General features: G+C 46.1%; 24 protein-coding genes and 1 pseudogene. 20 read left to right on the top strand and 5 right to left on the bottom strand.

The features are described 5' to 3' along the window. Window positions 1–187: 187 nt before the first annotated feature. The 4 genes from A3IK_RS21405 (at window position 188) to A3IK_RS0115850 (ending at window position 1536) form a co-directional block, all read left to right on the top strand. Complete coding sequence (locus tag A3IK_RS21405) at window positions 188–460, top strand: hypothetical protein (RefSeq protein ID WP_162596662.1); 273 nt, start codon at window positions 188–190, stop codon at window positions 458–460. A gap of 73 nt (window positions 461–533) precedes the next feature. Next, entirely contained in the window at window positions 534–827 is a 294-nt protein-coding gene (locus A3IK_RS0115860) for a hypothetical protein (RefSeq protein WP_020560558.1), read from the top strand. 29 nt (window positions 828–856) lie between these two features. Beyond that, a complete protein-coding gene (locus tag A3IK_RS0115855) occupies window positions 857–1219 on the top strand; it encodes a hypothetical protein (RefSeq protein ID WP_020560559.1) in 363 nt (120 codons plus the stop codon). Between the two features lie 23 nt (window positions 1220–1242). Further along, window positions 1243–1536: a hypothetical protein gene (locus tag A3IK_RS0115850; protein ID WP_020560560.1), complete on the top strand. Its 294-nt coding sequence runs from the start codon at window positions 1243–1245 to the stop codon at window positions 1534–1536. Between the two features lie 15 nt (window positions 1537–1551). Here A3IK_RS0115850 and A3IK_RS0115845 read toward each other — a convergent pair whose 3' ends face one another. Together A3IK_RS0115845 and A3IK_RS20960 are read right to left on the bottom strand one after the other, a co-directional pair. Beyond that, entirely contained in the window at window positions 1552–3990 is a 2439-nt protein-coding gene (locus A3IK_RS0115845) for an ATP-binding protein (protein WP_020560561.1), read from the bottom strand. A gap of 140 nt (window positions 3991–4130) precedes the next feature. Continuing rightward, window positions 4131–4271 (bottom strand): annotated as a pseudogene (locus A3IK_RS20960) (IS1 family transposase); the annotation flags it as partial. Window positions 4272–4334: 63 nt separating this feature from the next. On the opposite strand from A3IK_RS20960, the gene A3IK_RS0115840 reads away from it, so the two are divergent. Further along, the gene (locus A3IK_RS0115840; RefSeq protein ID WP_020560562.1) at window positions 4335–4607 is read left to right on the top strand and encodes a putative quinol monooxygenase; all 273 of its coding nucleotides are present in this window, start codon (window positions 4335–4337) and stop codon (window positions 4605–4607) included. A 9-nt stretch (window positions 4608–4616) separates the two neighbouring features. On the opposite strand, the gene A3IK_RS0115835 is transcribed toward A3IK_RS0115840, so the two are convergent. Further along, the gene (locus tag A3IK_RS0115835; protein WP_020560563.1) at window positions 4617–4997 is read right to left on the bottom strand and encodes an SEL1-like repeat protein; all 381 of its coding nucleotides are present in this window, start codon (window positions 4995–4997) and stop codon (window positions 4617–4619) included. Window positions 4998–5201: 204 nt separating this feature from the next. On the opposite strand from A3IK_RS0115835, the gene A3IK_RS0115830 reads away from it, so the two are divergent. The 5 genes from A3IK_RS0115830 (at window position 5202) to A3IK_RS0115810 (ending at window position 10287) form a co-directional block, all read left to right on the top strand. Next, window positions 5202–6344: a trypsin-like peptidase domain-containing protein gene (locus tag A3IK_RS0115830; protein ID WP_020560564.1), complete on the top strand. Its 1143-nt coding sequence runs from the start codon at window positions 5202–5204 to the stop codon at window positions 6342–6344. A gap of 3 nt (window positions 6345–6347) precedes the next feature. After that, window positions 6348–7469, top strand: a complete 1122-nt coding sequence (locus A3IK_RS0115825) for a phosphoribosyltransferase domain-containing protein (protein WP_020560961.1) — start codon at window positions 6348–6350, stop codon at window positions 7467–7469. Beyond that, on the top strand, window positions 7466–8200 hold the full coding sequence (locus A3IK_RS0115820) for an HAD family hydrolase (protein ID WP_020560960.1): 735 nt from the start codon (window positions 7466–7468) through the stop codon (window positions 8198–8200). Before A3IK_RS0115825 ends, A3IK_RS0115820 begins: the two co-directional genes overlap by 4 nt. Beyond that, window positions 8197–9267, top strand: a complete 1071-nt coding sequence (locus A3IK_RS0115815) for a cysteine protease StiP domain-containing protein (RefSeq protein ID WP_020560959.1) — start codon at window positions 8197–8199, stop codon at window positions 9265–9267. The genes A3IK_RS0115820 and A3IK_RS0115815 overlap by 4 nt, the downstream gene beginning before the upstream one ends. A 114-nt stretch (window positions 9268–9381) precedes the next feature. Then, window positions 9382–10287, top strand: a complete 906-nt coding sequence (locus tag A3IK_RS0115810; RefSeq protein WP_026221023.1) for an HpcH/HpaI aldolase/citrate lyase family protein — start codon at window positions 9382–9384, stop codon at window positions 10285–10287. Here A3IK_RS0115810 and A3IK_RS20540 read toward each other — a convergent pair. Next, window positions 10284–11126 carry a helix-turn-helix transcriptional regulator gene (locus A3IK_RS20540; protein ID WP_020560957.1) on the bottom strand — a complete coding sequence of 281 codons (843 nt, stop codon included), beginning with the start codon at window positions 11124–11126 and terminating at the stop codon, window positions 10284–10286. The genes A3IK_RS0115810 and A3IK_RS20540 overlap by 4 nt on opposite strands. Before the next feature lie 235 nt (window positions 11127–11361). On the opposite strand from A3IK_RS20540, the gene A3IK_RS0115800 reads away from it, so the two are divergent. From A3IK_RS0115800 to A3IK_RS0115755, 10 genes are all read left to right on the top strand, one after another. After that, window positions 11362–12213 carry a carbon-nitrogen hydrolase family protein gene (locus A3IK_RS0115800; protein ID WP_020560956.1) on the top strand — a complete coding sequence of 284 codons (852 nt, stop codon included), beginning with the start codon at window positions 11362–11364 and terminating at the stop codon, window positions 12211–12213. A 288-nt stretch (window positions 12214–12501) separates the two neighbouring features. After that, on the top strand, window positions 12502–13965 hold the full coding sequence (locus tag A3IK_RS0115795) for a biotin carboxylase (protein ID WP_020560955.1): 1464 nt from the start codon (window positions 12502–12504) through the stop codon (window positions 13963–13965). 14 nt (window positions 13966–13979) lie between these two features. Beyond that, a complete protein-coding gene (locus A3IK_RS0115790; RefSeq protein WP_020560954.1) occupies window positions 13980–14939 on the top strand; it encodes a C45 family autoproteolytic acyltransferase/hydrolase in 960 nt (319 codons plus the stop codon). A 66-nt stretch (window positions 14940–15005) separates the two neighbouring features. Continuing rightward, complete coding sequence (locus A3IK_RS0115785) at window positions 15006–16424, top strand: APC family permease (RefSeq protein WP_020560953.1); 1419 nt, start codon at window positions 15006–15008, stop codon at window positions 16422–16424. 70 nt (window positions 16425–16494) lie between these two features. Next, window positions 16495–17448, top strand: a complete 954-nt coding sequence (gene speB / locus A3IK_RS0115780; RefSeq protein ID WP_020560952.1) for an agmatinase — start codon at window positions 16495–16497, stop codon at window positions 17446–17448. Then, on the top strand, window positions 17441–19054 hold the full coding sequence (locus tag A3IK_RS0115775) for a 5-guanidino-2-oxopentanoate decarboxylase (RefSeq protein WP_020560951.1): 1614 nt from the start codon (window positions 17441–17443) through the stop codon (window positions 19052–19054). The genes speB and A3IK_RS0115775 overlap by 8 nt, the downstream gene beginning before the upstream one ends. 10 nt (window positions 19055–19064) lie before the next feature. Further along, window positions 19065–20525 (top strand): aldehyde dehydrogenase family protein, encoded by a 1461-nt coding sequence (locus A3IK_RS0115770; protein WP_020560950.1) that lies wholly within the window; start codon window positions 19065–19067, stop codon window positions 20523–20525. Window positions 20526–20528: 3 nt separating this feature from the next. Beyond that, window positions 20529–21782 carry a D-amino acid dehydrogenase gene (locus tag A3IK_RS0115765; RefSeq protein ID WP_020560949.1) on the top strand — a complete coding sequence of 418 codons (1254 nt, stop codon included), beginning with the start codon at window positions 20529–20531 and terminating at the stop codon, window positions 21780–21782. 5 nt (window positions 21783–21787) lie between these two features. Next, window positions 21788–23647 carry an alanine racemase gene (locus A3IK_RS0115760; protein WP_020560948.1) on the top strand — a complete coding sequence of 620 codons (1860 nt, stop codon included), beginning with the start codon at window positions 21788–21790 and terminating at the stop codon, window positions 23645–23647. Window positions 23648–23674: 27 nt separating this feature from the next. After that, a complete protein-coding gene (locus A3IK_RS0115755) occupies window positions 23675–24025 on the top strand; it encodes a RidA family protein (protein ID WP_020560947.1) in 351 nt (116 codons plus the stop codon). Between the two features lie 39 nt (window positions 24026–24064). Here the strand turns inward: A3IK_RS0115755 and A3IK_RS0115750 are convergent, their stop codons facing one another. Continuing rightward, entirely contained in the window at window positions 24065–24676 is a 612-nt protein-coding gene (locus tag A3IK_RS0115750) for a Uma2 family endonuclease (RefSeq protein ID WP_020560946.1), read from the bottom strand. Window positions 24677–24695: the final 19 nt, after the last annotated feature.

Genomic DNA, 24695 nt, shown 5'->3' with positions numbered 1-24695 from the left:
CAGGGCAATCGCTTGAATCAAGTTATTGATTAAATTGAGATAGTTAAAAAGTCAAAAGTAAATTTTTCATGGAAAATTGCTCTGATTACTATCTCCCATTATGCTTAACTTCTGAAATATCATAGATTTACTTCAAGCGATTGCCCTGATTCCGCCCCCTCCTTTACCAATTGTCCCACCGCGCCCTATGAATGGATCAAAAGTCACCTACCACGATGACACCATTGCGATTAATGGCTATCGCATGGACTGGTGTTTGCAGTGGGGAAAATATTGTGGGCAAAACGCGGCAGATGTGTGGTGCCAACGCGTTAATAAAACCAAAAGCTCAGTACGCGCCACGAACTTTAAACGCGCCAATGACATCGGTCTGACATATGTCTTACAGACTAGAATGGTCTGTAATGCGCCTACTTGCGATGGTTTTGAATACATAACGTGTGAACTAACGGGTGACTAGCCCACTTGCGTTTGGCAGTGGGAAATCATTGCTACTGCCAAGCATTTGATACCGTTAATTGAGGAGATCGATCATGGTCAACAAACTCATAATCGCTATAACACTCATCGCCGTTTGCTCAATGGCTTCCGCTGCCAATGCCCAAGCTGTGCAACGCACGGTAGGTGGAACCTGTTACGCCTTTGGTAAGGCAGGGACATATATCCGCGAACCAATTTCTGGAAAACTGTGGTGTCGAGTCGGCACACGCGAAAGTGAATGTGGCGGTGTACCGGATCTATGCTCTGATCCGCCTCCGCCCAAAAGTCAGAAATACCGAGCACCTACCGGCTCATTCAAGAGTAAGCCGGACAAAACCTTACAATAAAAGAGGGCGTATCGAAAAGGAGATTTTCTATGAACCGCTTAACTTATATAGCACTGATAGGTTTATCACTATGGTCATCCGTGACCTTAGCCAACTCGCTAACTCATCAAACCTTCCCTGATTTAACTATCAAAGCCACTCAAGAGATTGAGTATTATGCAGCAGCAACTTGTAAGAACTCCGACAAACCTAAAAAGATAGGTTGTAAGTTCACCTGTAAACCCTGTGCCGTGCCTGTGTGTAATAACGGGGTGTGGGAGTTAGAGCAACAAGAGTTGGGTGATTCCTGTAAACCCCCACGTATTAAAATCCCCAACGACGACAGTATGACCTGCAAAATCAAATCTTATGAATTTTGTCCACCAAGTTGTCGCGACTGCACCCGTGAATAACCATGACCCATTGGATGCTTATCATGAAAAACTTATTACAACTGCTACTTCTAGCCAGTGTATTAGTATTTAGCTCAGAGGTGGCTGCTAGAGACAATGCGCCCACCACTCCACGCACTAGCTATACCTGCTCTGGTCTTACATGCCAATGTAGCGGTGAGGATGATTGCAATAAAATGTTTGAGGATAAGGTATGTGGTGATATAGCCACCTGTGATGATAGAACAGGTATTTGTAAGTGCTTTATTCTAAAGCGCATACCTAAGTATACCAGACCACCAACAGGCATTTATAAACCACCTACTCAGGTAAACTGAAATGGGTGTAAGAGGCTAAATAATTAAACCATCCAGACCTTGAATCAAAGCTAGATTACGGTGTAGCTCTAGCTCTTTTTGATTTAAACCCAGTTGAATACGCTGCTTAGCCTCGTTCAATTGGGTTTGATGGTTGGATAATAGGGGAATATTCAGGCGCTCAATTAAATGCTCAGCTAAAACAATAAACTGCCAAGCTTGCCTCAACTCACCCAGCTCAACTTTTGCCACGCCAATACCGCGCATGACCTCCACCTGCCCCGCTTGATCTCCCAAACGCAAATAATCATTGAGGCTCTGCTTAAAGCATTGCAGGGCAAGGGCTGGATTATGATCATGTAACTCTATCCAACCTAACATGCAGTGTGCTTGAGCGCGATACAGCAACATGCCTAACTTTTCTGTGACCTCTAAGCTTTGCTGTAGATAGGCACGAGCAAGTTTAGTTTGCTGTTGTTGCCAATGTACTCGCCCCAAATTAACCAATGCATAAGGCAAACTTAAAGTCACACCGAGTTGTTGATGTAAAGCGATACCTTGCTCCAAGGCTTCAACCGCCCTGTCATACTGCCCAAGCCCCAATAATGAATGCCCTATATTAACTAGATTGAGCTGGTAGCCCCCTTGATCACCTAGCTCGGTAAAAAGCTGCTTACCTTGCTCACCACATGCCAGCGCATCTTGATAACGCCCTTGTAAGCGCCGTAATACTCCAAGTGCCACCAAGCCACGCGCTAAGGACACCGATTCACCCTGACGCTTTACGACCTCGGTACCATGTATTAAATAGCGCTCAGCAATCTCATGCTGATCACTTAACGCTGCAATCCCTCCTGCTACTATTGCCACTCGTGCTTGATCTAGATGGGAAGACATCGTTTGATTAAGCGCCAAAAACTGCTCGGAACAGCGATAACCTTCTTGCCAGTGATTCGCTAAAAACCAAAACATACCCAAAGCACCCGCCAGTTTTAAACCTTGCTGGACTAAATCGGTGTTGTGATAAGTGCTGCACAAATGGAAACATTCACGAAAATTATCATGCTCACTTTCAAGCCTAGCAATCCCACTTAATTGCTGCTGCCCCAAAATGCCTGTATCCACGCTAGTGGCTAACTCAAGGTGATAATCCACAAAACGTTTCATGCTCAATAGCGGTTGCCGTTGAAAGCGGCGGGCACTGGAGTATTGACGCATAACTTCATGCAACGCAAACTGCCCATCCAAAGCACGACTAAGCATGGATTTATCCATGAGATTACGCACATCGTTTAAATTCGCCCCCGTTACATTAGCAGCAGCTTCTCGACTAAAACGCCCCCGAAACAAAGATAAGCCCTGCATAATGTGTTGCTCATGGGTACTTAGCATTTGCCAGCTTTGTTGCAAAACGGTATCTAAGGCAGGCGCACTAATAGCCTCTGTGGTCTGCACCCCCACCGTTTGAAAATAGCGCTGCAACTCCTGCAAAATCTCATGACAGGACAAACAACGCACCCAACTTGCAGCAATTTCAATCCCCAATGGCAAACCATCCACTAAATTACAAATGGCTTGAATCGCTTGCTGCTCATCCAATGAAAAAGTGCGTTGTGGGCTTAGTCGTTTAGCAGTGTGCAGAAATAGCTCATACCCTGCATCTTCTTCATAATCAAAAGCTTTTAAACCCGCTAACGGATAGAGCCACTCACCATAAATATGCAACAGCAAACGCGACGTAACTAAAATTTTAAGATTCGGATTAGTTTCTAAAAGCGCCTGACATACTCCATTTTCAGGTAATAAATGCTCCATATTATCCAAAACTAATAAGCATTGTTGTTTGCCTAAGGTGTATTGTAATTGAGCTAAAGGGCTGCGTTTACCTTGTAAGGAAATACCCATAGCGTTTGCGATGGCAAGAGGGATTAAATCAGGGTGCTGCACAGGGGCTAATTCCACCCACCATACCCCATGTTCAAATTGCCCGATCAAGCATTTAGCCACCGCTTTAGCTAAACGGGATTTACCAACCCCACCTAAACCTAATAGCGTCAATAACCGGCAACCAGAATCCTTAAGCCGCTGCTGCAAGTCATTTAATTCGGTAGTGCGCCCTAAAAAAGGTAATAAATCCTCTGGAAGATTAGTCGAGTGATTGACAGAAGTATTAATAGGTTTGGCAATTAATAGATAACCACGCCGTGGAATGGTTTGCAAAATCTCATGATTATGGTCATGTAGAGCACGACGAATATCTGCAATACATTGCACGAGAGAATCGTCAGTAACGTAAACCTCACTCCAAACTTCACTAAACAATTGCTGCTTAGATACTACGGTATTGGCACAGATAACCAACTGATGCAGAACACTTAATGATTGTTGGCGCAAAGGACAAACATGATTCTGTGTATCCAATAACTGTTGCTGCTGAAGATCATAGTGATAACTACCCAGTAGCACTTTTGTCATGACACTACTTTTAAATCCTAACCTTGACAAGATAAATAGAATTGTAGCATGCTGATTGTAGCTTCATATTACTATTTACCTAGCCGTTTTGGGTTTAGTGAATTTTCTCACTCTTAAAGCACGATTTTTTATTTTTCGTGTTATGCTTTAGAAGAGTTGAAAAATTCTGTTAATAAACTCCCGATCACTTTATCATGAATCTCCACGGATTTAGAAAAGTAAGTCGTCTTGCATGCCAGTCGCTTGATATGGGTGCGACAGTTAAGATTCTGATGCTCAATGGACTAGCTATAGAGCTACTAGCCATTTAACTCTTCTAAATCATAACTCTAGAGAGTAATGACATGGCAATCATTGTTGCAGGTAAATTGATAATTAAATCTGGCTCGCGAGATGAGTTCGTTGATAAATCTTGTGAAGCCATATTATTGGCTAGAAAAAATGAATCTTGTATGGATTTTTCGGTATCACCAGACCCTATTGATTTAAATAGAGTAAACATTTTTGAAAAATGGAAATCTCGTTCTGCACTGGATACCTTCCGAAAATCAGGCCCAGAAAATAATCTATTTTCACTCGTGGAATCTTTTGATGTAAGTGAGTACGAATTACTTTAAATCAAACTCTTAATCAAAATTCGATGGATTTTCCCGAAGGACGGCATATGTTGCTAGAGCTGGCTCATAATTTTTCTCCATCGCCTGTTTAATATACTTCAATGCCGTATTCCAATTCCTTTCAACACCATCTCCTCCTGACAGATAGCAACAGGCTAGCTGATAGGCAGCCTCTGGAACACCTGCATCAGCGGATTCAATTAACAATTTTACTCTTCTAGATTCACCTTGTTCATAAGACTCATTCCACTCCGTTAAACTTATAGTTGAATAAAAATAGGGGGCATAGGGATCATGTCTATCCAAATATTTTTTAATATAATTATAAAGTTTTCTAGCACTACCTTGATCATAAAGCTTTTTTGCTCTTGCGATTTCTAATGCGTTCATAACAATATCCAACTTAACGAAGTTTCATTATATCACCCTTCGGGCTAACGCATAGCCACTGGGCATTTGGATCTTATAAAAAATAGTATACAACCGTTATAGCTCATTAATTTCAATATATCGCTCAGCGCAAACTCCAACCCTGCTTCCTATTCCTTGCTATCATCACCGTCATTGAGAATAACGTAGACGAGGTTGAATAGAATGAATCTAGTCGTTGGAGCCAATCTGGCACTCAGTGGTACACGGTGGGACTTCTCCCTCTCCTTCCCTATTGATATTCGCTACGATCTGGGGCTTGCCGTATTACCCGTGGATGAAAGCAAGCACCTAGTCGCCGACACCGTACTCGCCCATCATCCCAACACCCATTGGCTCACCTCAGAACTCGTCAATAATGGCACCCAATTTAATCTCACCTTTGATACCAATCGCCTCCCCGACACCCGCATCACTCGCCTTCAACTCGTGCTGTATCGCTACGGTGCCAAAGGCCCACTCGACTTTGCCCAGCAAGTCACCCTACAGCAAGAAAACGTATTCACTCACACCCTTGACCTCAAACCCATTAGCGCCTCAGCACTCATTATTGCCGAACTCTATCAACGCAATGGGGCTTGGAAAATTCGTGCCCTCGCCGAAACCTCAGCCTATGGCTTAAGTGCATTAGGACGACGTATGGGGGCTGAGATTGATGAGCGCTCGCCTCACTCCCCCTCTAGTGGTAGCTATGGCGCTAGTAATGAACGCCCTGAGGCCTGGTCAGGTACAGGCTTTTTAGTCTCCCCTAATCTATTTATGACCAATGCCCATGTAGTCGAAGGCGCACGACAGCTACGTCTCACCTCAATTCAGGGCAAACTCGATGCCGAGGTCGTCATTAGCGATGAAACCAATGACCTTGCTTTAGTACGTGCCGCCTGCCCTAGTCACATTCACCCCCTAGCCTTTCGCAAAACCAGCATTGGCTTAGCCGAACCGATTACCACCCTAGGCTACCCACTCGCTAGTATTATGGGTTCTGGGATTCAAGCCACTCAGGGGGTAATTTCTGGCTTATTTGGTGCACAAAATGATATAAGGCTGCTGCAATTCACCGCCCCCATTCAACCCGGCTCTAGTGGCAGCCCCTTACTAGACAATACGGGCGCGGTGTTAGGGGTAGTGTCATCCAGTTTTGTTAATACCCAAAACATGAATTTTGCTGTGCGTAATGTGTTAGCGCTCGCTCTCCTTGAAGCGGTACAAGCCCCGTATCAGCTACAAGTGAATGAACGCACACTCAGCACCGCACAAATTGCCCAACAAACCCAAGCAGCGATCTGGCGCGTAGAATGTATGAGTTAATAAATGCAAATAGAAACCCAACAAGTTGAACTGACCACGGGCACTTTAACCCTACATATTGCCTCTCAGCATAGTACCTATACCCCTTATGATTTATTTGGCTTTGCGGAGCGCCGCAATCCTAAACGCTCTTTTTTATTTGTCTCTAAAGTATTAGGGCGGCATATTCCGGTTGCACCCTCCCTTATGCGCCGAGCGACCGATACCCTCGCACAACTCATACCGGATGACTTACCCACTCCCTTACTCGTAATCGGTATGGCTGAAACCGCGATTGCCCTAGGTGCGGGCGTGCATCAAGCTTTGAGTCGACGTTATCCGGATAGCCTCTACCTATGCACCACGCGCCACCCTTTAGCTCAACCGCTACTGGTGGAGTTTAAAGAAGAGCACAGCCACGCCACCCAACAAGTGCTACATTATCCCCACACTCCAGAGCATCAAACCCTACTCACTCAAGCCAAAACACTAGTCCTCGTCGATGATGAAGCTTCAACTGGTAAAACCTTTGCTAATTTAGTGGAGGCATTAAAGGGTAAGGGCTTAGAGTCCTTTGAACGTATTATCATAGTCACGTTAACAGACTGGTCAGGCGACCAAGCAGCTCAAAGCCTAGGCTCCAATGTGCAAAGTATTGCACTGCTCAAAGGCCACTGGGACTGGCAAGGCAATGGTCAACCCGCACCTGAAATGCCAGCAGTCGATGTCTTAGGCACAGGGGCCTGGCTCGCCAAAGCCGAAAATGATTGGGCGCGTTTAGGAGTGAGTACTCATAGGCTCCCTACTATAGCCGCAAGCATTACGGTTCAACCGCAAGAAAAAATCTTAGTCTTAGGTACGGGTGAATTTGTCTGGCCTTCCTTTTTACTCGCTGAGTATTTAGAGCAACAAGGTGCTACTGTGAAATTCAGTGCTACTACGCGCTCACCCATCGCCTTAGGGCATAGTATTCAAACGCGCTACTGTATTCACGATAACTATGGTCAGGGTATTGCTAACTTTTTATATAACGTTAGCCCTGAACACTACGACCGCATTCTACTTTGCACTGAAACACCCCAACATTTACTGGATCAAAGCCTGATCAAAGCCTTAAATGCTGAAGTAGTGGAGTTTTATCCATGAAGCCACTCATTCTGACCGACCTAGACGATACCCTCTTGCAAACCGCCCGCAAGATGCCGCCGGAGTCCGAAAAAATCGTGGCAGCTAATAATGCCGAGGGGCAACCTTTAAGCTTTATGCACCTGTGGCAAGCTGCTTTTGTGCAATGGGCGTTAGCACATACCACCCTGATTCCGGTCACGGCACGGGGCATTGAGTCATTTAAACGCGTACAAATTCCCTTTCGACACGGTGCGGTATGTCTGCATGGAGCAGCGATATTACAGCCGGACTACTCCCTCGATGTAGTCTGGCACGCACACATGCAAATCCAATTACACACCTATCAAACCCGTATCCCTACCCTACTCCAGCACCTATTGGATATAGGCCATGATCTTGGTTTAGAGCTACGCGGCTGGATTGAAGGGATTGAGGATTGGCATGCTTATGTAGTGATTAAAAGTACTCAGGCTAAGGCTGAAGAATTGGAGTACTTATGGCAACACGCACAGACCCAAGTAGACTGGAGCGGATTTTATCCGCATCAAAACGCTAATAATTTAGCTCTCATTCCTGATCCTGTGACTAAACAGGTGGCGGCAGCTGAAATCATTCGTCGCCAACAAGCCCACTATGGACGAGTCCCGATTTTAGGCTTAGGGGATAGTTCCTCTGATTTAGGGTTTATGGGTTTAGGTGATTTTGCTGCGTTTCCACCTGCAAGCCAAATCGGGAAACAATTATTATGATGCCTACGCCTTTACATGGTTCTTATGTGCCTGAAGATGTCACTTTTCTCTTACGCCTCACGCAAATGGACAGTACCGAGGTGGAAGAGAAAGAGCGTTTAATCCAAAGCGGAAAAAAGCATTATTCACAAATGATTAGTGTGGAAAAGCCACCCTCGCCTGAGCATCAAACCCTGTTTGAACACGCTTTAGCAGAGGGAGCCTTACGCTTAGCCACCGAAGTACAAACCCTCGCCCTAGCCTTAAAACAGCGCCGCCCTAATCGCCCCATTGTGCTAGTAAGCTTTGTCCGCGCGGGAATCCCTTTGGGGGTATTATTAGTGCGAGCGCTACGGGATTTAGGGATAGACAGCACGCATTACGGTATTAGCATTATTCGTGATAAAGGGATTGATATTGCGGCCTTAAATACCATTAGAGCGCAACATGATTTTGATGACCTTGTGTATGTCGATGGTTGGGTGGGTAAAGGGGCGATTCACTCCGAACTAGAGCGTTCGTTGCAACACTTCTATCCCCACACCCCAATTCCGTTTGTGGTACTGGCTGATCCTACGGGTAAAGCATGGCTTGCTGCATCGGGTGAGGATTGGTTAATACCTTTTAGTATCTTGGGTGCGACAGTATCAGGGCTGATTTCACGCTCGATTTTAAGTACCGATGGAGATTGGCATCAGTGCCTTTATTATCAGCACTTAGAACCCTATGATCGCACACAATACCTGATTGAAACCGTCGATGCTGTCCGTAAAACGCTCGGCACAAACCTAACACTACATTGGCCTGATACCCTACGCGCTGATTTACATACTCAAAGCCAAAACACTTTGCGCTTTATTCAAACTCAATACACGATTACTAATCTAAACCGTATTAAAACAGGGATTGCTGAGGCTACGCGAGCTGTGCTACGCCGTGTGCCTGAACGAATTTTAGTCCAAACCCCCGATGACCCTCATTTACAAATACTGAAACACTTAGCTAAGAACTATACTATTCCTTTTGAAGTACTCGGTCAGGATATTGCCCCGTATCGTGCCATTACTATCATTAAAAAAGCTATTTAGTCTCTCTAGTGTCAACCCTGTCAAAATAGGCTCAAATGGTATGATGTAACCCCTAAACACTCTACAATTCAAACCCCATTAGCCTGAAATCAACTATAACGACTCATTAAAACTATGCCAATAACACTATCCCCTTATCAGCTAGGTGCTACGTTATACGTGCCGGCTACTCATCACGATTTAGCTGATATTATTTTGCGTAATAAAATTCATGAACTGCGTTCTATGGTGATTTGTTTAGAGGACGCTATTCAAGAACATGATTTACAGGCCGCCTTTCACAATATTACCCAGTGCTTGCAACAGTGGGCGCATAGCCCTAACCCTAGCCGCCCTCTGGTTTTTATTCGCCCACGTTATAGTGCGATGGTGACGCAGCTCTTAGCGGCAATACCTCACATTGAGCTGATTGATGGTTTAGTACTGCCTAAATTTGATCAATACACCTTGCATACATGGACAACCGTTTTAGAATCCGCACCAGAGCATTGGGTTTATATGCCTACGCTTGAAACTAAAGCGATGTTAGATGCGGTACAAGTCCATCAATTACGAGAAATTTTGCAACAGCATCCGCTGCGAGAAAAAATTCTCGTACTCAGGATCGGGGGTAATGATTTGCTCTCGTGTTTAAAACTACGCCATAGTGCCGCTCATACCTTATATGATGGCCCCTTGGGTTATGTAGTAGCCATGTTAGTCAGCCAGTTCGTCCCCGATAATTTTTATTTAACCGCCCCTGTATTTGATTGCTTTAACAACGAACAGCTCTTAAAAGCAGAAGTGCAGCGCGATCTATTACATGGTTTGGTCGGTAAAACCGTTATTCACCCGCGTCAAATCGCCATTATTCATCAAGCCCTACAAATTGATGAGCACGATCTAGTTACCGCTCAACACATTTTAGATCGCTCTAAGCCTGCTGTGTTTCAATTTGAAGGAGCCATGTGTGAACCCTCCACTCATGAGCGTTGGGCCACGGAAATGCTAGAGCGAGCTAAATATTTTGGTTGCCGCTAACTATGTTGACTCCCCTTAGCCAGCCCTATGAGTGGGTCAAAGCCGGGGGTGATTGTTTCATTGGATAACGCTGCAAAGAATAATTTAAATAGCTGCGCTTGAGAGGAGATATTGAGTTTGAGATAGATATTGCGTCGATGGACGCGCTCAGTGGTCGGTGAAATACCTAATAATTTGGCACATGATTTAGAGGAGTGTCCTTGTAACATCATCTGTACCACTAATTGCTCTCGTTCAGTGAGTAACGACTTGCCAAAGAGCTGCATACTATCCTCCAACCATAAGGTTAGTTTAGTTGGAATAGGCAAGGTTACTAATGAGGTATGACGCTGAGTAGCTTTAATGACAATCGGGTAAAATAGTTGTAGATAGTTTCGTTCCACCCTTGAAAATGAGGGTAGCGCATCGGTACGCCCTAATGACAATAAGATAGCTCGCCGATGAGACAGAGGAATCAGAAAGCTCATTTCATCCTTTAAGCCAGAGCGCCCATAATAATCACGATAATAAACACTCTCAAAAAACCCCTGCGGCGCAATATCAACCAAGCGCTCAAGTGCATCCTCTAAAGGGGCATTTAGCCAACGCAAATAAAAGGGGCTTAATAAATAAGCACCTTTAAAATAATACGTTTGCATCGCAGTGCGATCACGCTCTGTCATCCAATCTAATAATATGACTGGGCTAGCCCCTCGTTGATACAGCAACACCACGGAACTATCCGCAGGTACTTGTAGATAGATAAAGCTCAACAACTTGTTATAAAACTCATCCGTACCCAAATCAGAAAATAAGGCTGCTAGTGGCTCATTTAAGGTCATTAAGGCGCATCGTTCCATCAAACAATCCTTTCGGGGGAGCAGTACTATTCATACCCTAGCATAATCCTTTAGCCCTAGCATAATCCTTTAGCTCCTTGATACGCTTGATTATAATCTGTTGTACTACTGCAAATGAGGTACATATCTCTCAACAGTGAATTGCTAGGCTGTATCTTATCAATGAGTTCTGCTGTTATAGTTTAAGGCTACTTCACTCACTTATTGGGCTAAGCTAAAGGAGAACAGGGTGTCTATGAGGCCATTTACTATCGCGGGTGTTCAAATGCAGTTATCTGCAACCTCATCCAACTTAGATCAAATGTACGCTAAGTTATCCCATCTTATGCTACGTTTTCCGTGGACACAAATGGTGGTCTTTAGTGAGCTAGCCGCCTTTGGGCCTTATCCTAGCTTCGCGCAACCCCTCCCCGGCCCTGCCGAACAAATCTTTCAACGCTGGGCCGAACAATTCAAAATTTGGTTAATTCCTGGATCGCTGTTTGAGGCCGTGGATGATAAAATTTACAACACTACCCCTATTATTAATCCGCAAGGCGAAGTGGTTGATCGTTATCGTAAGCAGTTTCCTTTTCTGCCTTTCGAGCGTGGTATTAGTGCTGGAGATCGCTTTGTAACCTTTGATATACCCGACGTAGGACGCTTTGGGGTATCGATTTGTTATGACATGTGGTTCCCCGAAACGACACGCTCTTTAGCGGCGTTAGGGGCTGAAATTATTATTCATCCGACCTTTACCGATACCATTGACCGTCAAGCAGAACTAACGATTGCGCGAGCCTCCGCTATTACTAATCAATGCTTTTTCTTTGATGTGAATGGCTTAGGAGGGTGTGGTAATGGACTATCGTGTGTGATTGATCCTTCTGGGCGGGTGTTGCATCAAGCGGGGACTATTGAAGAAGTATTCCCGCTGGAGATTAATTTAGAGCAAGTCCGGCACGAGCGCCAAAACGGCATTATGGGTTTGGGACAGGTATTAAAAAGCTTCCGTGATCGCGCGGTTGATTTCACTGTTTATGACAAAAGTACTGAACAATCTTACTTAGATAGCTTAGGCCCTATGCAATTACGCCGCCGCTCATAGGGTTTAACAGATGACTAAGTAACCGAGTAAAAGGAGTCGGGTATTGCCTCGGCAATCCTGAGCAGGGACGCTGCCTTCTAACATACAAGGATGTATGATTTGGCTTGCCCATGCACTTCTCAGGCTTGCGTGAAAAATCGTTTCGGATCATTTTTCACAGCCGTTGCAACAGCCTTAGCTAACGACTCTTGTGTGTCTACTGACAACAGTCAGGTATTTTGGTTATGAACACATAACCTCGCTTTTTTATTGCCCTACGTTTTCATCGCCTTTTTAGGAGCACCCTCGATGACAACCTTGCTACGTAATATTTCTGAAATACGCCGTTATTTTCATCGCAATGAAACCCCTATTTATTTTATTAGTGCCACTAACTTTAACCTTTTAGGGATTAATGAGTGGGTACGTAATTTTTACTATATCAACTATATTGACTGCTTTGATGGTCGCCACCCTGCCGTATTTGTACCAAGTGAAACACCACACCGCGAATTTGAAAGCATTGAAGATATTAATAATTACCTCCTGCAACATAAGGAAGTAATTGATTATTTAAAAAAACGCGGGGGTGATCCTAAAGCGGTCTTTTTAATGTTTGACGAAGAAACCGAGCAACTCTGCCAAGAGCTAGGGTTACAAGTCTGGTTTCCTAAAGCAGCTCTGCGTCAGCGCGTGGATAATAAAATCGAAACGGTACGGATTGGTAATCGCGCGGGTGTGCCTAGCATTCCTAATACCTTGGCAGAAGTACATAGCTATGCCCAACTGTGTGAGCTGGCAGAACAGGCCGGATTAGGGCGCGATCTGGTTTTACAAACGGCCTATGGTGATTCAGGGCATACGACTTTTTTCATTGCTAATGAAACCGATTTTGAACGCTATGCTGATCAAATTATTGGTGAGGGCGAAGTCAAAATCATGAAGCGCCTGCGAGTGCGGGGTTCTGCAATTGAGGCTTGTACTACTAAAAATGGCACCATTGTCGGCCCCCTCATGACTGAGCTGGTCGGCTTTAAAGAGCTAACCCCGTATAAAGGTGGTTGGTGTGGCAATGAAATTTTTGCCAATGCCTTTACACAAGCCATTCGTGATCAAGCGCGGGATTATACCTTTAAGTTTGGCGAAGCCTTACGTGAAGAAGGCTATCGCGGTTACTTTGAATTAGACTTTTTGATTGACCAAGATTCAGGACAACTCTATCTCGGCGAATTAAACCCACGGGTCACAGGGGCTAGTTCTATGACGAATCACGCCGCGTTTGCCCATGCCGACGCCCCCTTGTTTTTATTTCATTTATTGGAGATGAGTGATATTCCCTTTGAGCTGGATATTGCTGAAATGAATGAGCGCTGGGCACATCCGGATAATGTGGATAGCTGGAGTCAGTTAGTCATAAAACATACCGCTGAGAGTGTAGGCTATATTACCCATGCTCCCGAATCTGGCATTTGGCATATGGATGAACAAGGTCAAGTGACCTATGCCCGTTTTGATTATCATCGCCGCGCGGTAGAAACCGAACAAGAGGCGTTTTATTTACGCATTAGTAGCGTAGGTGATTATCACTATGAAGGGGCTGATTTAGGTATTTTAATTACCCGTGGGCGCTTGATGGATGATAATTTTGAGCTAAATGAGCGTGCTAGAGCGTGGATTAAAGGGATTCAGCAGTATTATCAAGCCGTACCGATTGAGAGTACCCCGCTGCAACCAGCCTATAACCTTGATGCGGGTGCCTTTAAAATCCTGTGATGATTAGCAACGGCATGAAATTACAATCTGGTTTTCATGCCATGCAAGAAGCATGGCCCGACGTACAATGGCAGGCTCTGTTTAATCGCACTTGGCCGCTCTATCAGCGCTGGTTTTTAAGACATGGCATGGGTCAGCAACCGACTTATTTACAAAGCCTACGCCAATTACGCGCCTATATGCCGGAGCTATTATCGGTTTATGAGCGCCTCTGTGAATTAGCTGGAGGAGGAGATACGGCCGCACGCTTTTTAAGTATGTATTGCCCTCCCCCCTATTATGTCAGTTGCTCACAGGCGGTTTGGACTAAAACCACACCCTTTTTGATTCGTAACTATGATTATCACCCCGCATTATTAGAGGGTACGGTGATACACAGTAGCTGGCTCGGAAAACCCGTGATGGCTAATGGCGACTGTCTGTGGGGGGTATTAGATGGCATGAATAGTGCAGGTTTAGTGGTGTCATTAGCCTTTGGTGGACGCAAGTTGGTTGGTATAGGGTTTGGTATTCCACTGATTTTACGTTATATCTTAGAGACTTGTCGGGATGTAGCGGATGCGGTGGCCGTACTGCGTCATATTCCGAGTCATATGGCTTATAACATCACCTTATTGGATCGTTTAGGGCAATCATGCACCGTATTAGTCGCCCCCGATCGACAAATACAAGTCAATGCATTAGCCATTGCTACCAATCATCAACAACAGATTGAATGGACACAACATGCGCAAGCTACAGCCACATTAGAACGCGAAAGCTTTTTAATTCACAGTTTGACTATACCAGAGCAAACAGAAGAACAGTTTATTCAAAGCTTTCTTCAGCCACCTTTGTATAGCACTCAATATGCTCGTGGTTTTGGCACACTCTATACCGCTTTGTATCGCCCTAGCGCTGACAGTATGACCTTACTGTGGCCACAACGTCAGTGGCAACAACACTTAGAGGTTAATTTAGCACCGGAAGGATAATGCCTTCTATCTTCCTGATAACCCCATAAGCCCCAGGCTTCGATAAAAGCCTAAGGAGGAAAAATAATGAGTACTCTCTCTTCGATGATGCGCAAAAAGCCCATCCAACCGGAACGAACTCAGCTAGAACCTAGCATGGGACTCTTTCAACTCACCATGCTAGGGGTGGGTGCAACCATCGGCACGGGTATTTTTGTCGTTTTAAATGATGTCGTCCCACAAGCCGGTCCTGCGGTTATTTTTGCGTTTATTATTGCGGCGATTACAGCGGCTCTCACGGCTTTAGCCTATGCGGAAATGGCCTCTTGTATCCCCGCATCAGGCTCTTCGTATTCGTATGCCTATGCCACCTTAGGTGAATATCTCGCTTATTTAGTCGCGTGGTGTTTGCTCTTGGAGTATGGTGTCTCAGCCGCTGCGATTGCGGTAGGCAGTGGTGAATATCTCAATAAATTTCTGGAAATTACCATAGGGTTTAAATTCCCGGATAGTCTCAGTAATGTACCCGCCTTAGGAGGTATTATGAATCTACCCTCTATGATTGTGGTCGCCCTTTGCTGCTTATTACTATTACGTGGCTCTAAAGAATCTACCGTAGTCAATACCATTATGGTTGTAGTTAAGCTGCTCATTTTATGTATGTTTATTGGGATTGCTTTCACTGCCTACAAAAGCGAAAACATGACACCTTTTGCCCCGCATGGCTACAGTGGCGTATGGATTGCAACCGCCACGGTATTTTTCTCTTTCATTGGGATTGATGCGATTTCAACAGCCGGTGAGGAAGTGAAAAACCCTAAACGTAATTTACCCTTAGCCATTATTCTTGCCCTGACTATCGTCACACTCTTTTATATTCTGATTAGCCTAACTGCGATTGGTGCTCAGCCTGCGGCTGAGTTTGAAGGACAAAAAGCGGGTTTAGCGCAAATTCTACAAAATGTTACCGGCTCAACCTGGCCTGCAACTATCTTTGCTTTTGGTGCGGTGATCTCAACCTTTAGCGTTATTTTAATTGTGTTATATGGTCAAACTCGGATTCTGTATGCCATGGGACGTGATGGTATGATTCCGACTTTCTTTGAGCGCTTAAATACTAGAAGTACACCGGTTAATAATATTTTATTAGTCTCCATTGCCGTGATGTTAGCCTCTGGTTTTACGCCTGCGGATGTCTTATTTGATCTCACCAGTATTGGTACTTTAGTGGCCTTTTCGGTCGTATCACTAGGTGTCATGATTTTACGCCGTACTCATCCTGACTTACCACGCAGCTTTAAAGTACCCTTTTATCCCATTACACCGATTCTAGCCATAGGGTCTTGTGTCTATGTGTTATCAGGTTTGCCATTGATAACCTTCTTCTATTTTGCTATTTGGATTGGAATCGCCACCCTGACCTATTTCACGTTTAGCATGCAGCACTCTCGCTTAAATCAAGTGACTATGTCTGATGTAGTACGCTATCCAGTGGAAAAAGATTAGCGTATAACCTTGTTATTAAACACTCGTTCTCGCGCTAGAGGACGAGTCTTAACCTAGGAGGAGAACCTTAGTGGCAACTGCATTTAATCAGCCCTTAGGGGGTAATGAAATGATTCGCTCCGGTGGCATTGCTACCATGATGCGTCTACCCACCACAACCGACTATGCCGATATTGATGTGGGCTTCATTGGAGTACCGTTTGATATTGGTACGTCCAATCGTACCGGCGCACGCTTTGGCCCGCGTGCGATTCGTGCCGAATCTAGCCTCCTACGTCCTTACAATATGTCCACCGGAGCCGCACCTTTTGACTCGCTCCAAGTAGCCGATTTAGGCGATTGCTCTATTAATACGTTTAACCTTCTAGACTCCATCCGCCTGATTGAGGAGTTTTATGCCAAGGTATTCGCGGCCAATATCAAGCCGATTAGTCTAGGCGGTGATCATACGATTGTGCTACCTATCCTCCGCGCCCTCAATCGCCACCTCAAAAAGCCGGTGGCTATTGTGCATGTGGATGCTCATGCGGATGTGAATGACACTATGTACGGAGAAAAAATCGCCCACGGCACACCGTTTCGCCGCGCGATTGAAGAGGGGTTGATTGATACTCATAAAATGGTACAGATTGGCCTACGTGGTACGGGTTATTCGGCGGAAGATTTTGATTGGTGTCGAAACCAAGGGATTAAAGTAGTACAAGCCGAATCCTGCTGGTATCAGTCACTCGCTCCCTTGATGCAAGAAGTACGGATGCTGATTGGTGATACCCCTACTTATATTTCCTTTGATATTGATGGCTTAGATCCAAGCTTCGCCCCCGGCACCGGAACCCCAGAAGTCGGTGGTTTAACCGTCACCCAAGGGTTAGAAATTATTCGCGGCTGCCGTGGTTTAAATCTGGTGGGCGGCGATGTCGTCGAGGTATCTCCACCTTATGACACTACAGGCAATACCGCTTTAGTCGGTGCAAATATGGCCTATGAAATATTGTGTGTAATGCCGGGGGTACGTTATGCCTAATAGCGTCGCTAAAACCTGTGGCGAGTATTTAGTTGAACTCTTAGAAGCCTATGGCGTGGATACGGTGTTTGGTATTCCGGGGGTGCATACGGTTGAACTCTATCGCGGCCTCCCTGCCACTTCGATTAAACATATTACCCCACGCCATGAGCAAGGGGCGGGTTTTATGGCAGATGGTTATGCTCGTACCACGGGCAAAATTGCCGCCTGTTTTATTATCACAGGCCCCGGCATGACGAATATTGCCACCGCTATGGGGCAAGCCTACGCGGACTCTATTCCTATGCTTGTGATCTCTGCGGTCAATGCGCGTCATGAATTAGCTTTAGGTACGGGCAGACTACACGAACTCCCCTCACAACGTAATTTAGTAGCCGGAGTCAGTGCCTTTAGTCATACCCTCTTACGCCCTGATGAACTGAATGAAGTCATGGCGCGAGCGTTTGCCATTTTCAACTCAGCACGCCCGCGTCCTGTACATATTGAACTACCCCTTGATGTGATTACAGCTTCGGCTGCGCATTTAACGCTACCCATCATTACCAAAAGCTCCCGCCCTGCTCCTAGTAATGGAGCCATTCACCAAGCGGCTCAATTATTAGCGCAAGCTAAAAAACCTTTACTAGTGTTTGGCGGTGGAGCAGCTCATGCAGCTAAAGCGGCACAACTACTCACCGAACGCTTAGGCGCACTCACTGTAACCACGATTAATGGCAAAGGCATCCTCCCCCCTGCACATCCCTTATCACTCGGAAGCACCCTACCTCAAAAGCCCGTATTAGACTTATTGCGTGATGCGGATGTTGTGCTCGCAGTCGGTACGGAATTAGGCGAAACCGACACCCTTTTATTTGATGGCAAACCCGATATTCGAGGGAAACTGATTCGGATTGATCTGGATCCTGAGCAGCTCTATCGCAATGCTATACCTACTCTTGCGATTACCTCAGATGCACAATCAGCCTTAGAGGCCTTACTGGTGGCTCTAGATAATCATCAGCCACTCACCCATACCACAACGCAAGCACAACAGTTACGTCAACAACTACAAGCGTTATTAAGCCCCACTCAATTAGCTCATCAACGCGTTATTGCACAGCTACGCGCAGTTAAACCAGCCACCATTATAGTGGGCGACCAAAATCAGCCGGTTTATACGGGCAATCTCACTGATGAACCTGATACTACCCATGCGTGGTTTAACTCCAGTACCGGATACGGCACTTTAGGTTATGCCTTACCCGCTGCTATTGGGGCTAAAATTGCGCATCCTGAGCGAGCCGTTATCAGTCTCATTGGGGATGGTGGCTTGCAATTTACCTTACCCGAACTCGCCACGGCGGTAGAGCAAGGTTTAGCCCTACCCATTGTCGTGTGGAATAATCACTGTTATGGCGAAATTAAACGCTATATGCAGGAGCGCGATATTCCTACGATTGGTGTTGATATTTATACCCCTGACTTACTCACCATTGCACGCGGCTATGGCTGTCATGCGGTTAGAGCGAACAGCTTAAATGACTTACAACTACAACTAGAACAAGCCTATCAAGCCACCAAGCCTACCCTGATTGAAATTAACGAAGCCGAAGCCCTGCAGTGGTAGGAGGACACACATGCATAACCCACTCCTAGAGCGCCCCTTAAGTTTATATAGTAATGGTCAATTTATAGCAGGTGAAGGCGAAGATATTACTGTCTATGACCCCTCAAACGCGACCCCTATTACCACACTTAAAGCCGCAAGTGCCATACAAGTTGAACAAGCCATAACAGCCGCTAATAAGGCCTTTCCTGCTTGGTGTGCGTTAGGCGGGCCTAAACGTGCGGAATACTTACGCCGCATCGCTCAAGCCTTAGAACAGCGGCGCGAACGCTTAATCAATGTACAAATGCGTAATAATGGCAAACCTCAGTTTGAGGCGGATCTGGATGTCTCAGATGCGATTGCTACTTTTAACTATTACGCCGAGCAAGCCGAGCAATTAGAGACACGGCAAAATACCCCCTTTAGCCTCCCCGACCCTTATTATCAAGGCCAAACTCGCCTTGAGCCGGTCGGTGCGGTGGGTATGATTGTGCCGTGGAATTTTCCGCTGGTGACCAGTGCGTGGAAAATCGCCCCTGCTCTTGCTGCCGGTTGCACCATTGTCTTAAAAACCTCGGAATATACCCCGTTAGCAGAGTTGGTTTATGCTGATATTGCTCAAGAAATTGAGTTACCACAGGGTGTACTCAATATTCTCACGGGTGCAGCCAGCACTGGAATAGCTCTGACCCAAAGCAAAAAACTGGCTAAGTTATCCTTTACGGGTAGTAATCAGGTAGGTTCACGCGTGATGCAAAGTGCGGCAGAGCGTTGCCAACCTGTATCATTAGAGCTAGGGGGTAAATCCGCCATTTTAGTCTTTAAAGATGCGCCGGTTGAGCAAGCGGTTGAGCAAATTGTCGCTGGTATTTTCTTTAATTGTGGGCAAATGTGCTCTGCAACGTCGCGGCTACTGGTGGAGCGTAGCTTTGCTCAACAACTCATACCCGCACTCGTTGAGCGTACTCGCCATCTCAAAGTAGGTTCCCCCTTCACCGAAGGTGTGGAAATGGGGCCACTGAGTAATCTACCGCAATATCAAAAAGTCACCCGCCTACTCAAACAAGCACAACACGACGGTTTAGAGTGCTTAGTCGGTGGTGAGGTCAATAAGTCACAAACCGGCTGGTTTGTACCCCCCACTATTTATGATCATATTGACCGCCAGCATCCCTTTTGGCGCGAAGAAATTTTTGGCCCAGTATTAGTGATCACCTATTTTGATACCGAAGACGAAGCCATTGAGCTGGCTAATGATTCGGATTATGGCTTAGTCGCTACCATTTTGAGTGCTGATTTAGAACGTGCCCAACGCGTGGCTAATCAAATCTGGGCGGGGCATATCTGGATTAATTCACTACAAATTATTTTCCCCCAAACTGCATGGGGGGGATTTAAGGGTAGTGGTATTGGGCGTGAATTAGGGCCTTGGGGTCTGTCGGCCTATCTCGGCGTTAAACATATTAGTATCTATGATACGCAAGGATAAGTTATGAAAGTGATCGTTCTGGGTGCGGGGGTTGTTGGGGTTGCCACCGCCTATCATTTAGCACAGGCAGGGTGCGAGGTCATTGTCATTGATCGTCAAGCCGCCGCCGCTTCAGAGACAAGCTATGGTAACGCTGGTTTAATCACGCCGGGGGACTCCTTTGCGTGGGCCTCCCCTGCAGCACTTAAAACCTTTATGCGAGCACTCATTAATCCTGATCTGGGGATTAAAGTTAAATTACGCTGGGATCCACGCTTTTTTGCATGGACCTTGCGCTTTTTAATGGAATGCACTCAGCAAAAATCACAAGACAATACGCGCAAAAAACTACGCCTTGCCATCTATGCACGCGAGCAAATGCAGCAGATCGCCGAGCATACCCAGATTGATTTTAATCGCACCCAGCAAGGTGTGCTCTATTTCTACCGCTCGGAGCAAACGCTAGCGCATGGCATCCAGTACATGCAGTTTATGGCCGATCAAGGCTTACCCATTGAGGTCTTAGATCGCCAGCAAATTGTCGCACTAGATCCGGGGTTTAAAGGTTCCGCAGATAAAATTGCCGGGGGTATTTTATGTACTATTGATCAAACCGGAGACTCTTGTCGTTTTAGCCGTGAGTTAGCGGCTTGGAGTACTGCGCATCAAGGGGTGCAGTTTAATTGGCAAACCACTATTCAAGGTTTTGAAACCCAAAACGACAAAGTGACGGCGGTACTCACCGATAAGGGGCGCTTTAGTGCAGATGCGTTTATTATGACCGCAGGCTGTGATAGCCCCTTACTATTGGAAAAAATCGGGGTAAAATTACCGCTCTATCCGGTCAAAGGTTACTCCATTACGGCTCCCATTCTAGACCCCACACAAGCGCCTACCGTGGGTGGGGTGGATGATGATCGTTTGATTGCTTATTCACGTTTAGGGGATCGGTTACGGGTGGCTTGTACCGCTGAATTTGCGGGCTATGATCGCAGCCATAAGCCTAAGGACTTTAGCGCCTTACTCACCACCATTAAAGAACTATTCCCGCAAGGGGCGGATTATGATAAGGCCGAGTATTGGGCAGGATTGCGCCCTATGATGCCAAGCTCCGTTCCCGTCCTAGGACGTACTCAGCGCTTTAGTAATTTGCTCCTCAATACCGGACATGGGCATGTTGGTTGGACTATGAGCTGTGGCAGCGGTAAAGTCGTGACCGATTTACTCTTGCAGCGTAAGCCTGATATTGATACTAGCGGTTTAATTTTCCAAGGATGAATCCAATGCCAGGCCCACACGTTTTGGTCGATCTGGATATTATTGAAGCGAATGCACGGGCGATTACTCAAGTCTGCACAGCACAGGGGATTGAGGTATTTGGGGTCACTAAGGGAACCTGTGGTATGCCGCAGGTGGCACGGGCAATGTTGCGCGGTGGGGTGACTGGGATTGGGGAATCGCGCTTTGAAAACATTCGCCGTTTACGTGCCTCTGGCATTAATTGCCCCATACTCTTATTGCGCAGTGCGCCTTTAGCCTTAGCCGATGAAGTCGTGCGCTATGTGGACATGAGCCTAAACTCCGAACTGCCCACTATTCAAGCATTATCCGAGGCGGCACTGCGGCGTGGCAAAGTGCATGATGTGATTCTCATGGTAGATTTGGGAGATTTACGCGAGGGGATTTGGCCGGATGATCTGCAGGATACCGTCGAGCAGGTATTGAAATTGCGCGGGGTGCGGATCGCAGGCTTAGGGACTAATTTGCTTTGCTTATCGGCGGTAAAACCTACCCATACTAACTTGGGCAAATTATCGGAATATGCTCAGCAAATAGAGCAACATTTTAATCTTAAACTGCGCTATATCTCTGGCGGTAATTCTGGCTCTTTACCACTCTTGCTAGAGCAAGGTTTACCTGAGGGGATTAATCACCTGCGTATTGGCGAGGCGATTTTACAAGGCGGGCGTGATACCTTTTATGATGAGCCTTGGGAAGCACTGAATCGTAATGCCTTTATTTTACAAGGCGAACTATTAGAGGTAAAACGCAAACCCTCCCTGCCCATTGGCGAGACTGCTGTGGATGCTTTTGGTAATACTCCCGTGTTTGTAGATCGTGGAGAGCGCCTGCGCGGGATTTTAAATATTGGACGCGAAGATGTATCTCCCGAACATTTAGTTCCGCTGGATCCTCGTATTGAACTAATTGGTGCTTCGAGCGATCATTTGATTTTAGATATTGAGGTGGTCAGCCCTCCTCCTCAAGTGGGTGAAACGGTATCTTTTTATATGAGTTACCCCGCCCTACTTGCCGCTATGACTTCCGAATATGTGCGCAAAATACCCGTACTCGCTCAAAATGATCCCGCCGATCCTGATGAACGCCTGTTGGCACAATTGATTGAGCCAGAGTTAGGCGATGTATTGAGTCGCAATGATATTAGTGCTCATCTTGCCGCTCTGCGTTTTACCGCCTCCCCCTATAGCTGTTACTGTATTAATGCCGAGGAAGTCTACGAGGCTGTGACGAGCGCTTTACAGGCGAATGCTTTTCCGCTGATTATTAGCGCGGACTCGCTCTATACGCTGGCTGCACTGCAAGCGGCTACTCAGCAAACGGATAGTATGGGGTTGATTTGGATTGCTGCCACTGCCGCCTATGAACCACTGCATGCGATAAGCCCGCATAGTCTGCTGTATCACGCCATGCAAGCCGCTAGCCCTGAAGTGCGACTTACCCCGCAGCTCAGCCCAGAAAATATTGCCCTGGTGGGATTAAGAAATACCACATCGGATGAGGCCGAGGCATTGCATCATTCGGGTATGCAAGTATTTACCATGTCTGATATTGATATTTTGGGCATGCACGAGGTGATTAACCGCGCGATTCGTGGTGCCAGTAGTGGTACTCAAGGTGTCTGGCTACACTATAGCCCCACTGCTACCGATATGCGTACTGATCGCGGCGAGGGTGAAGGTGGCCTGACCTTTCGGGAAACCCATCAAGCGATGGAAAGTATCGCTCAATCGGCGCAGGTAATAGGGATTAGTGTGAGTCATCTCAATGCTGATGATCACCCGCAACGAGTACGTAGCATTTTACACTTTATCTTGTCCGCTTTAGGGCAGCAAATTATTTAGCTTTTTTATCATTAGGAAAAAATCATTATGATCAAACGTTTACACAGTGGCGCTCGTATGAGCCAAATCGTAATTCATAATCAAGTTGTACATCTAGCCGGACAGGTCGATGAAACTGAAAAAGGCGGCCCCGCTGATGAGCAAACCCGCAATATTTTAAGCCAAATTGATGCTCTACTCGCCGAGGCAGGCACGAATAAGTCCAAGCTTCTAACTGCAACCATTTATATGACCAATATGAAAGAGTTTGGCCTGATGAATAAAGCGTGGGAGGCTTGGGTTGATCCGGCTAATGCTCCTACTCGTGCAACGGTAGGCGTATCGGCTCTTGCTGGTGATGAGTTTACGGTTGAGATTGTGGTTTCTGCGGCATTGTAAGCTTATGTTTGTTAGCAGGGTGTTTGAGCATCCTGCTAGCTATGCTTTAGCTGGGTCTTGTGCTTCCAGAAGACTAAGTGTGTCATTATTTACAACTCTTTCATATAAGGCTTGTACGGTTAGAGTAATATTGACCGACTCCAAATGAATACTATCCTCCCAATAATAATATTCTGGTTTCCAGCCCTGACTGCGGCGCAGTACCTCAACCTCGACCGAATCTTGTTCGATTAAAATATATTCCTGCAAGCTCGGTAACTGTAAGTATTCTAACAGTTTTTCCTTACGATCCGTCTGGCGCGTGCCTTTCGATAAGACCTCGACTAAAAGCACAGGGTTATCGGTACTAGTGGTATTTTGATCGGTGTGATAACACACCACCATGACATCAGGGTAACGATAGCGGTTTTTGCCGGTTTTAAGCATCATGTCGCTGCTGAATACTTCACAAGGCTGGTTAGCTAACTGATTACCGAGATGGCGCACTAAATTATTGGCAATGCGATTATGATTCATACTCGCCCCCGCCATCGCGTAGACTTTCCCGTCTACATATTCGTGGCGGATTTCGCTAGTTTGTTCACCGGCTAAGTATTCCTCGACGGGTAGTACATTGTCCGTCTGGCTTAGTGCTTGGGTATTGCTCGTCATGTAGCTAGTCTCCCATCTG

It is taken from the genome of Thiofilum flexile DSM 14609, assembly GCF_000380185.1.
Classification (GTDB): domain Bacteria; phylum Pseudomonadota; class Gammaproteobacteria; order Thiotrichales; family Thiotrichaceae; genus Thiofilum; species Thiofilum flexile.
This window is presented reverse-complemented; position numbering and strand designations above follow the sequence as displayed.

Coding starts and splice junctions, on each gene's coding strand:
- A3IK_RS21405 (WP_162596662.1), top strand. CDS start 188: ATGAATGGATCAAAAGTCACCTACCACGATGACACCATTGCGATTAAT.
- A3IK_RS0115860 (WP_020560558.1), top strand. CDS start 534: ATGGTCAACAAACTCATAATCGCTATAACACTCATCGCCGTTTGCTCA.
- A3IK_RS0115855 (WP_020560559.1), top strand. CDS start 857: ATGAACCGCTTAACTTATATAGCACTGATAGGTTTATCACTATGGTCA.
- A3IK_RS0115850 (WP_020560560.1), top strand. CDS start 1,243: ATGAAAAACTTATTACAACTGCTACTTCTAGCCAGTGTATTAGTATTT.
- A3IK_RS0115845 (WP_020560561.1), bottom strand. CDS start 3,990: ATGACAAAAGTGCTACTGGGTAGTTATCACTATGATCTTCAGCAGCAA.
- A3IK_RS0115840 (WP_020560562.1), top strand. CDS start 4,335: ATGGCAATCATTGTTGCAGGTAAATTGATAATTAAATCTGGCTCGCGA.
- A3IK_RS0115835 (WP_020560563.1), bottom strand. CDS start 4,997: ATGAACGCATTAGAAATCGCAAGAGCAAAAAAGCTTTATGATCAAGGT.
- A3IK_RS0115830 (WP_020560564.1), top strand. CDS start 5,202: ATGAATCTAGTCGTTGGAGCCAATCTGGCACTCAGTGGTACACGGTGG.
- A3IK_RS0115825 (WP_020560961.1), top strand. CDS start 6,348: ATGCAAATAGAAACCCAACAAGTTGAACTGACCACGGGCACTTTAACC.
- A3IK_RS0115820 (WP_020560960.1), top strand. CDS start 7,466: ATGAAGCCACTCATTCTGACCGACCTAGACGATACCCTCTTGCAAACC.
- A3IK_RS0115815 (WP_020560959.1), top strand. CDS start 8,197: ATGATGCCTACGCCTTTACATGGTTCTTATGTGCCTGAAGATGTCACT.
- A3IK_RS0115810 (WP_026221023.1), top strand. CDS start 9,382: ATGCCAATAACACTATCCCCTTATCAGCTAGGTGCTACGTTATACGTG.
- A3IK_RS20540 (WP_020560957.1), bottom strand. CDS start 11,126: ATGGAACGATGCGCCTTAATGACCTTAAATGAGCCACTAGCAGCCTTA.
- A3IK_RS0115800 (WP_020560956.1), top strand. CDS start 11,362: ATGAGGCCATTTACTATCGCGGGTGTTCAAATGCAGTTATCTGCAACC.
- A3IK_RS0115795 (WP_020560955.1), top strand. CDS start 12,502: ATGACAACCTTGCTACGTAATATTTCTGAAATACGCCGTTATTTTCAT.
- A3IK_RS0115790 (WP_020560954.1), top strand. CDS start 13,980: ATGAAATTACAATCTGGTTTTCATGCCATGCAAGAAGCATGGCCCGAC.
- A3IK_RS0115785 (WP_020560953.1), top strand. CDS start 15,006: ATGAGTACTCTCTCTTCGATGATGCGCAAAAAGCCCATCCAACCGGAA.
- A3IK_RS0115775 (WP_020560951.1), top strand. CDS start 17,441: ATGCCTAATAGCGTCGCTAAAACCTGTGGCGAGTATTTAGTTGAACTC.
- A3IK_RS0115770 (WP_020560950.1), top strand. CDS start 19,065: ATGCATAACCCACTCCTAGAGCGCCCCTTAAGTTTATATAGTAATGGT.
- A3IK_RS0115765 (WP_020560949.1), top strand. CDS start 20,529: ATGAAAGTGATCGTTCTGGGTGCGGGGGTTGTTGGGGTTGCCACCGCC.
- A3IK_RS0115760 (WP_020560948.1), top strand. CDS start 21,788: ATGCCAGGCCCACACGTTTTGGTCGATCTGGATATTATTGAAGCGAAT.
- A3IK_RS0115755 (WP_020560947.1), top strand. CDS start 23,675: ATGATCAAACGTTTACACAGTGGCGCTCGTATGAGCCAAATCGTAATT.
- A3IK_RS0115750 (WP_020560946.1), bottom strand. CDS start 24,676: ATGACGAGCAATACCCAAGCACTAAGCCAGACGGACAATGTACTACCC.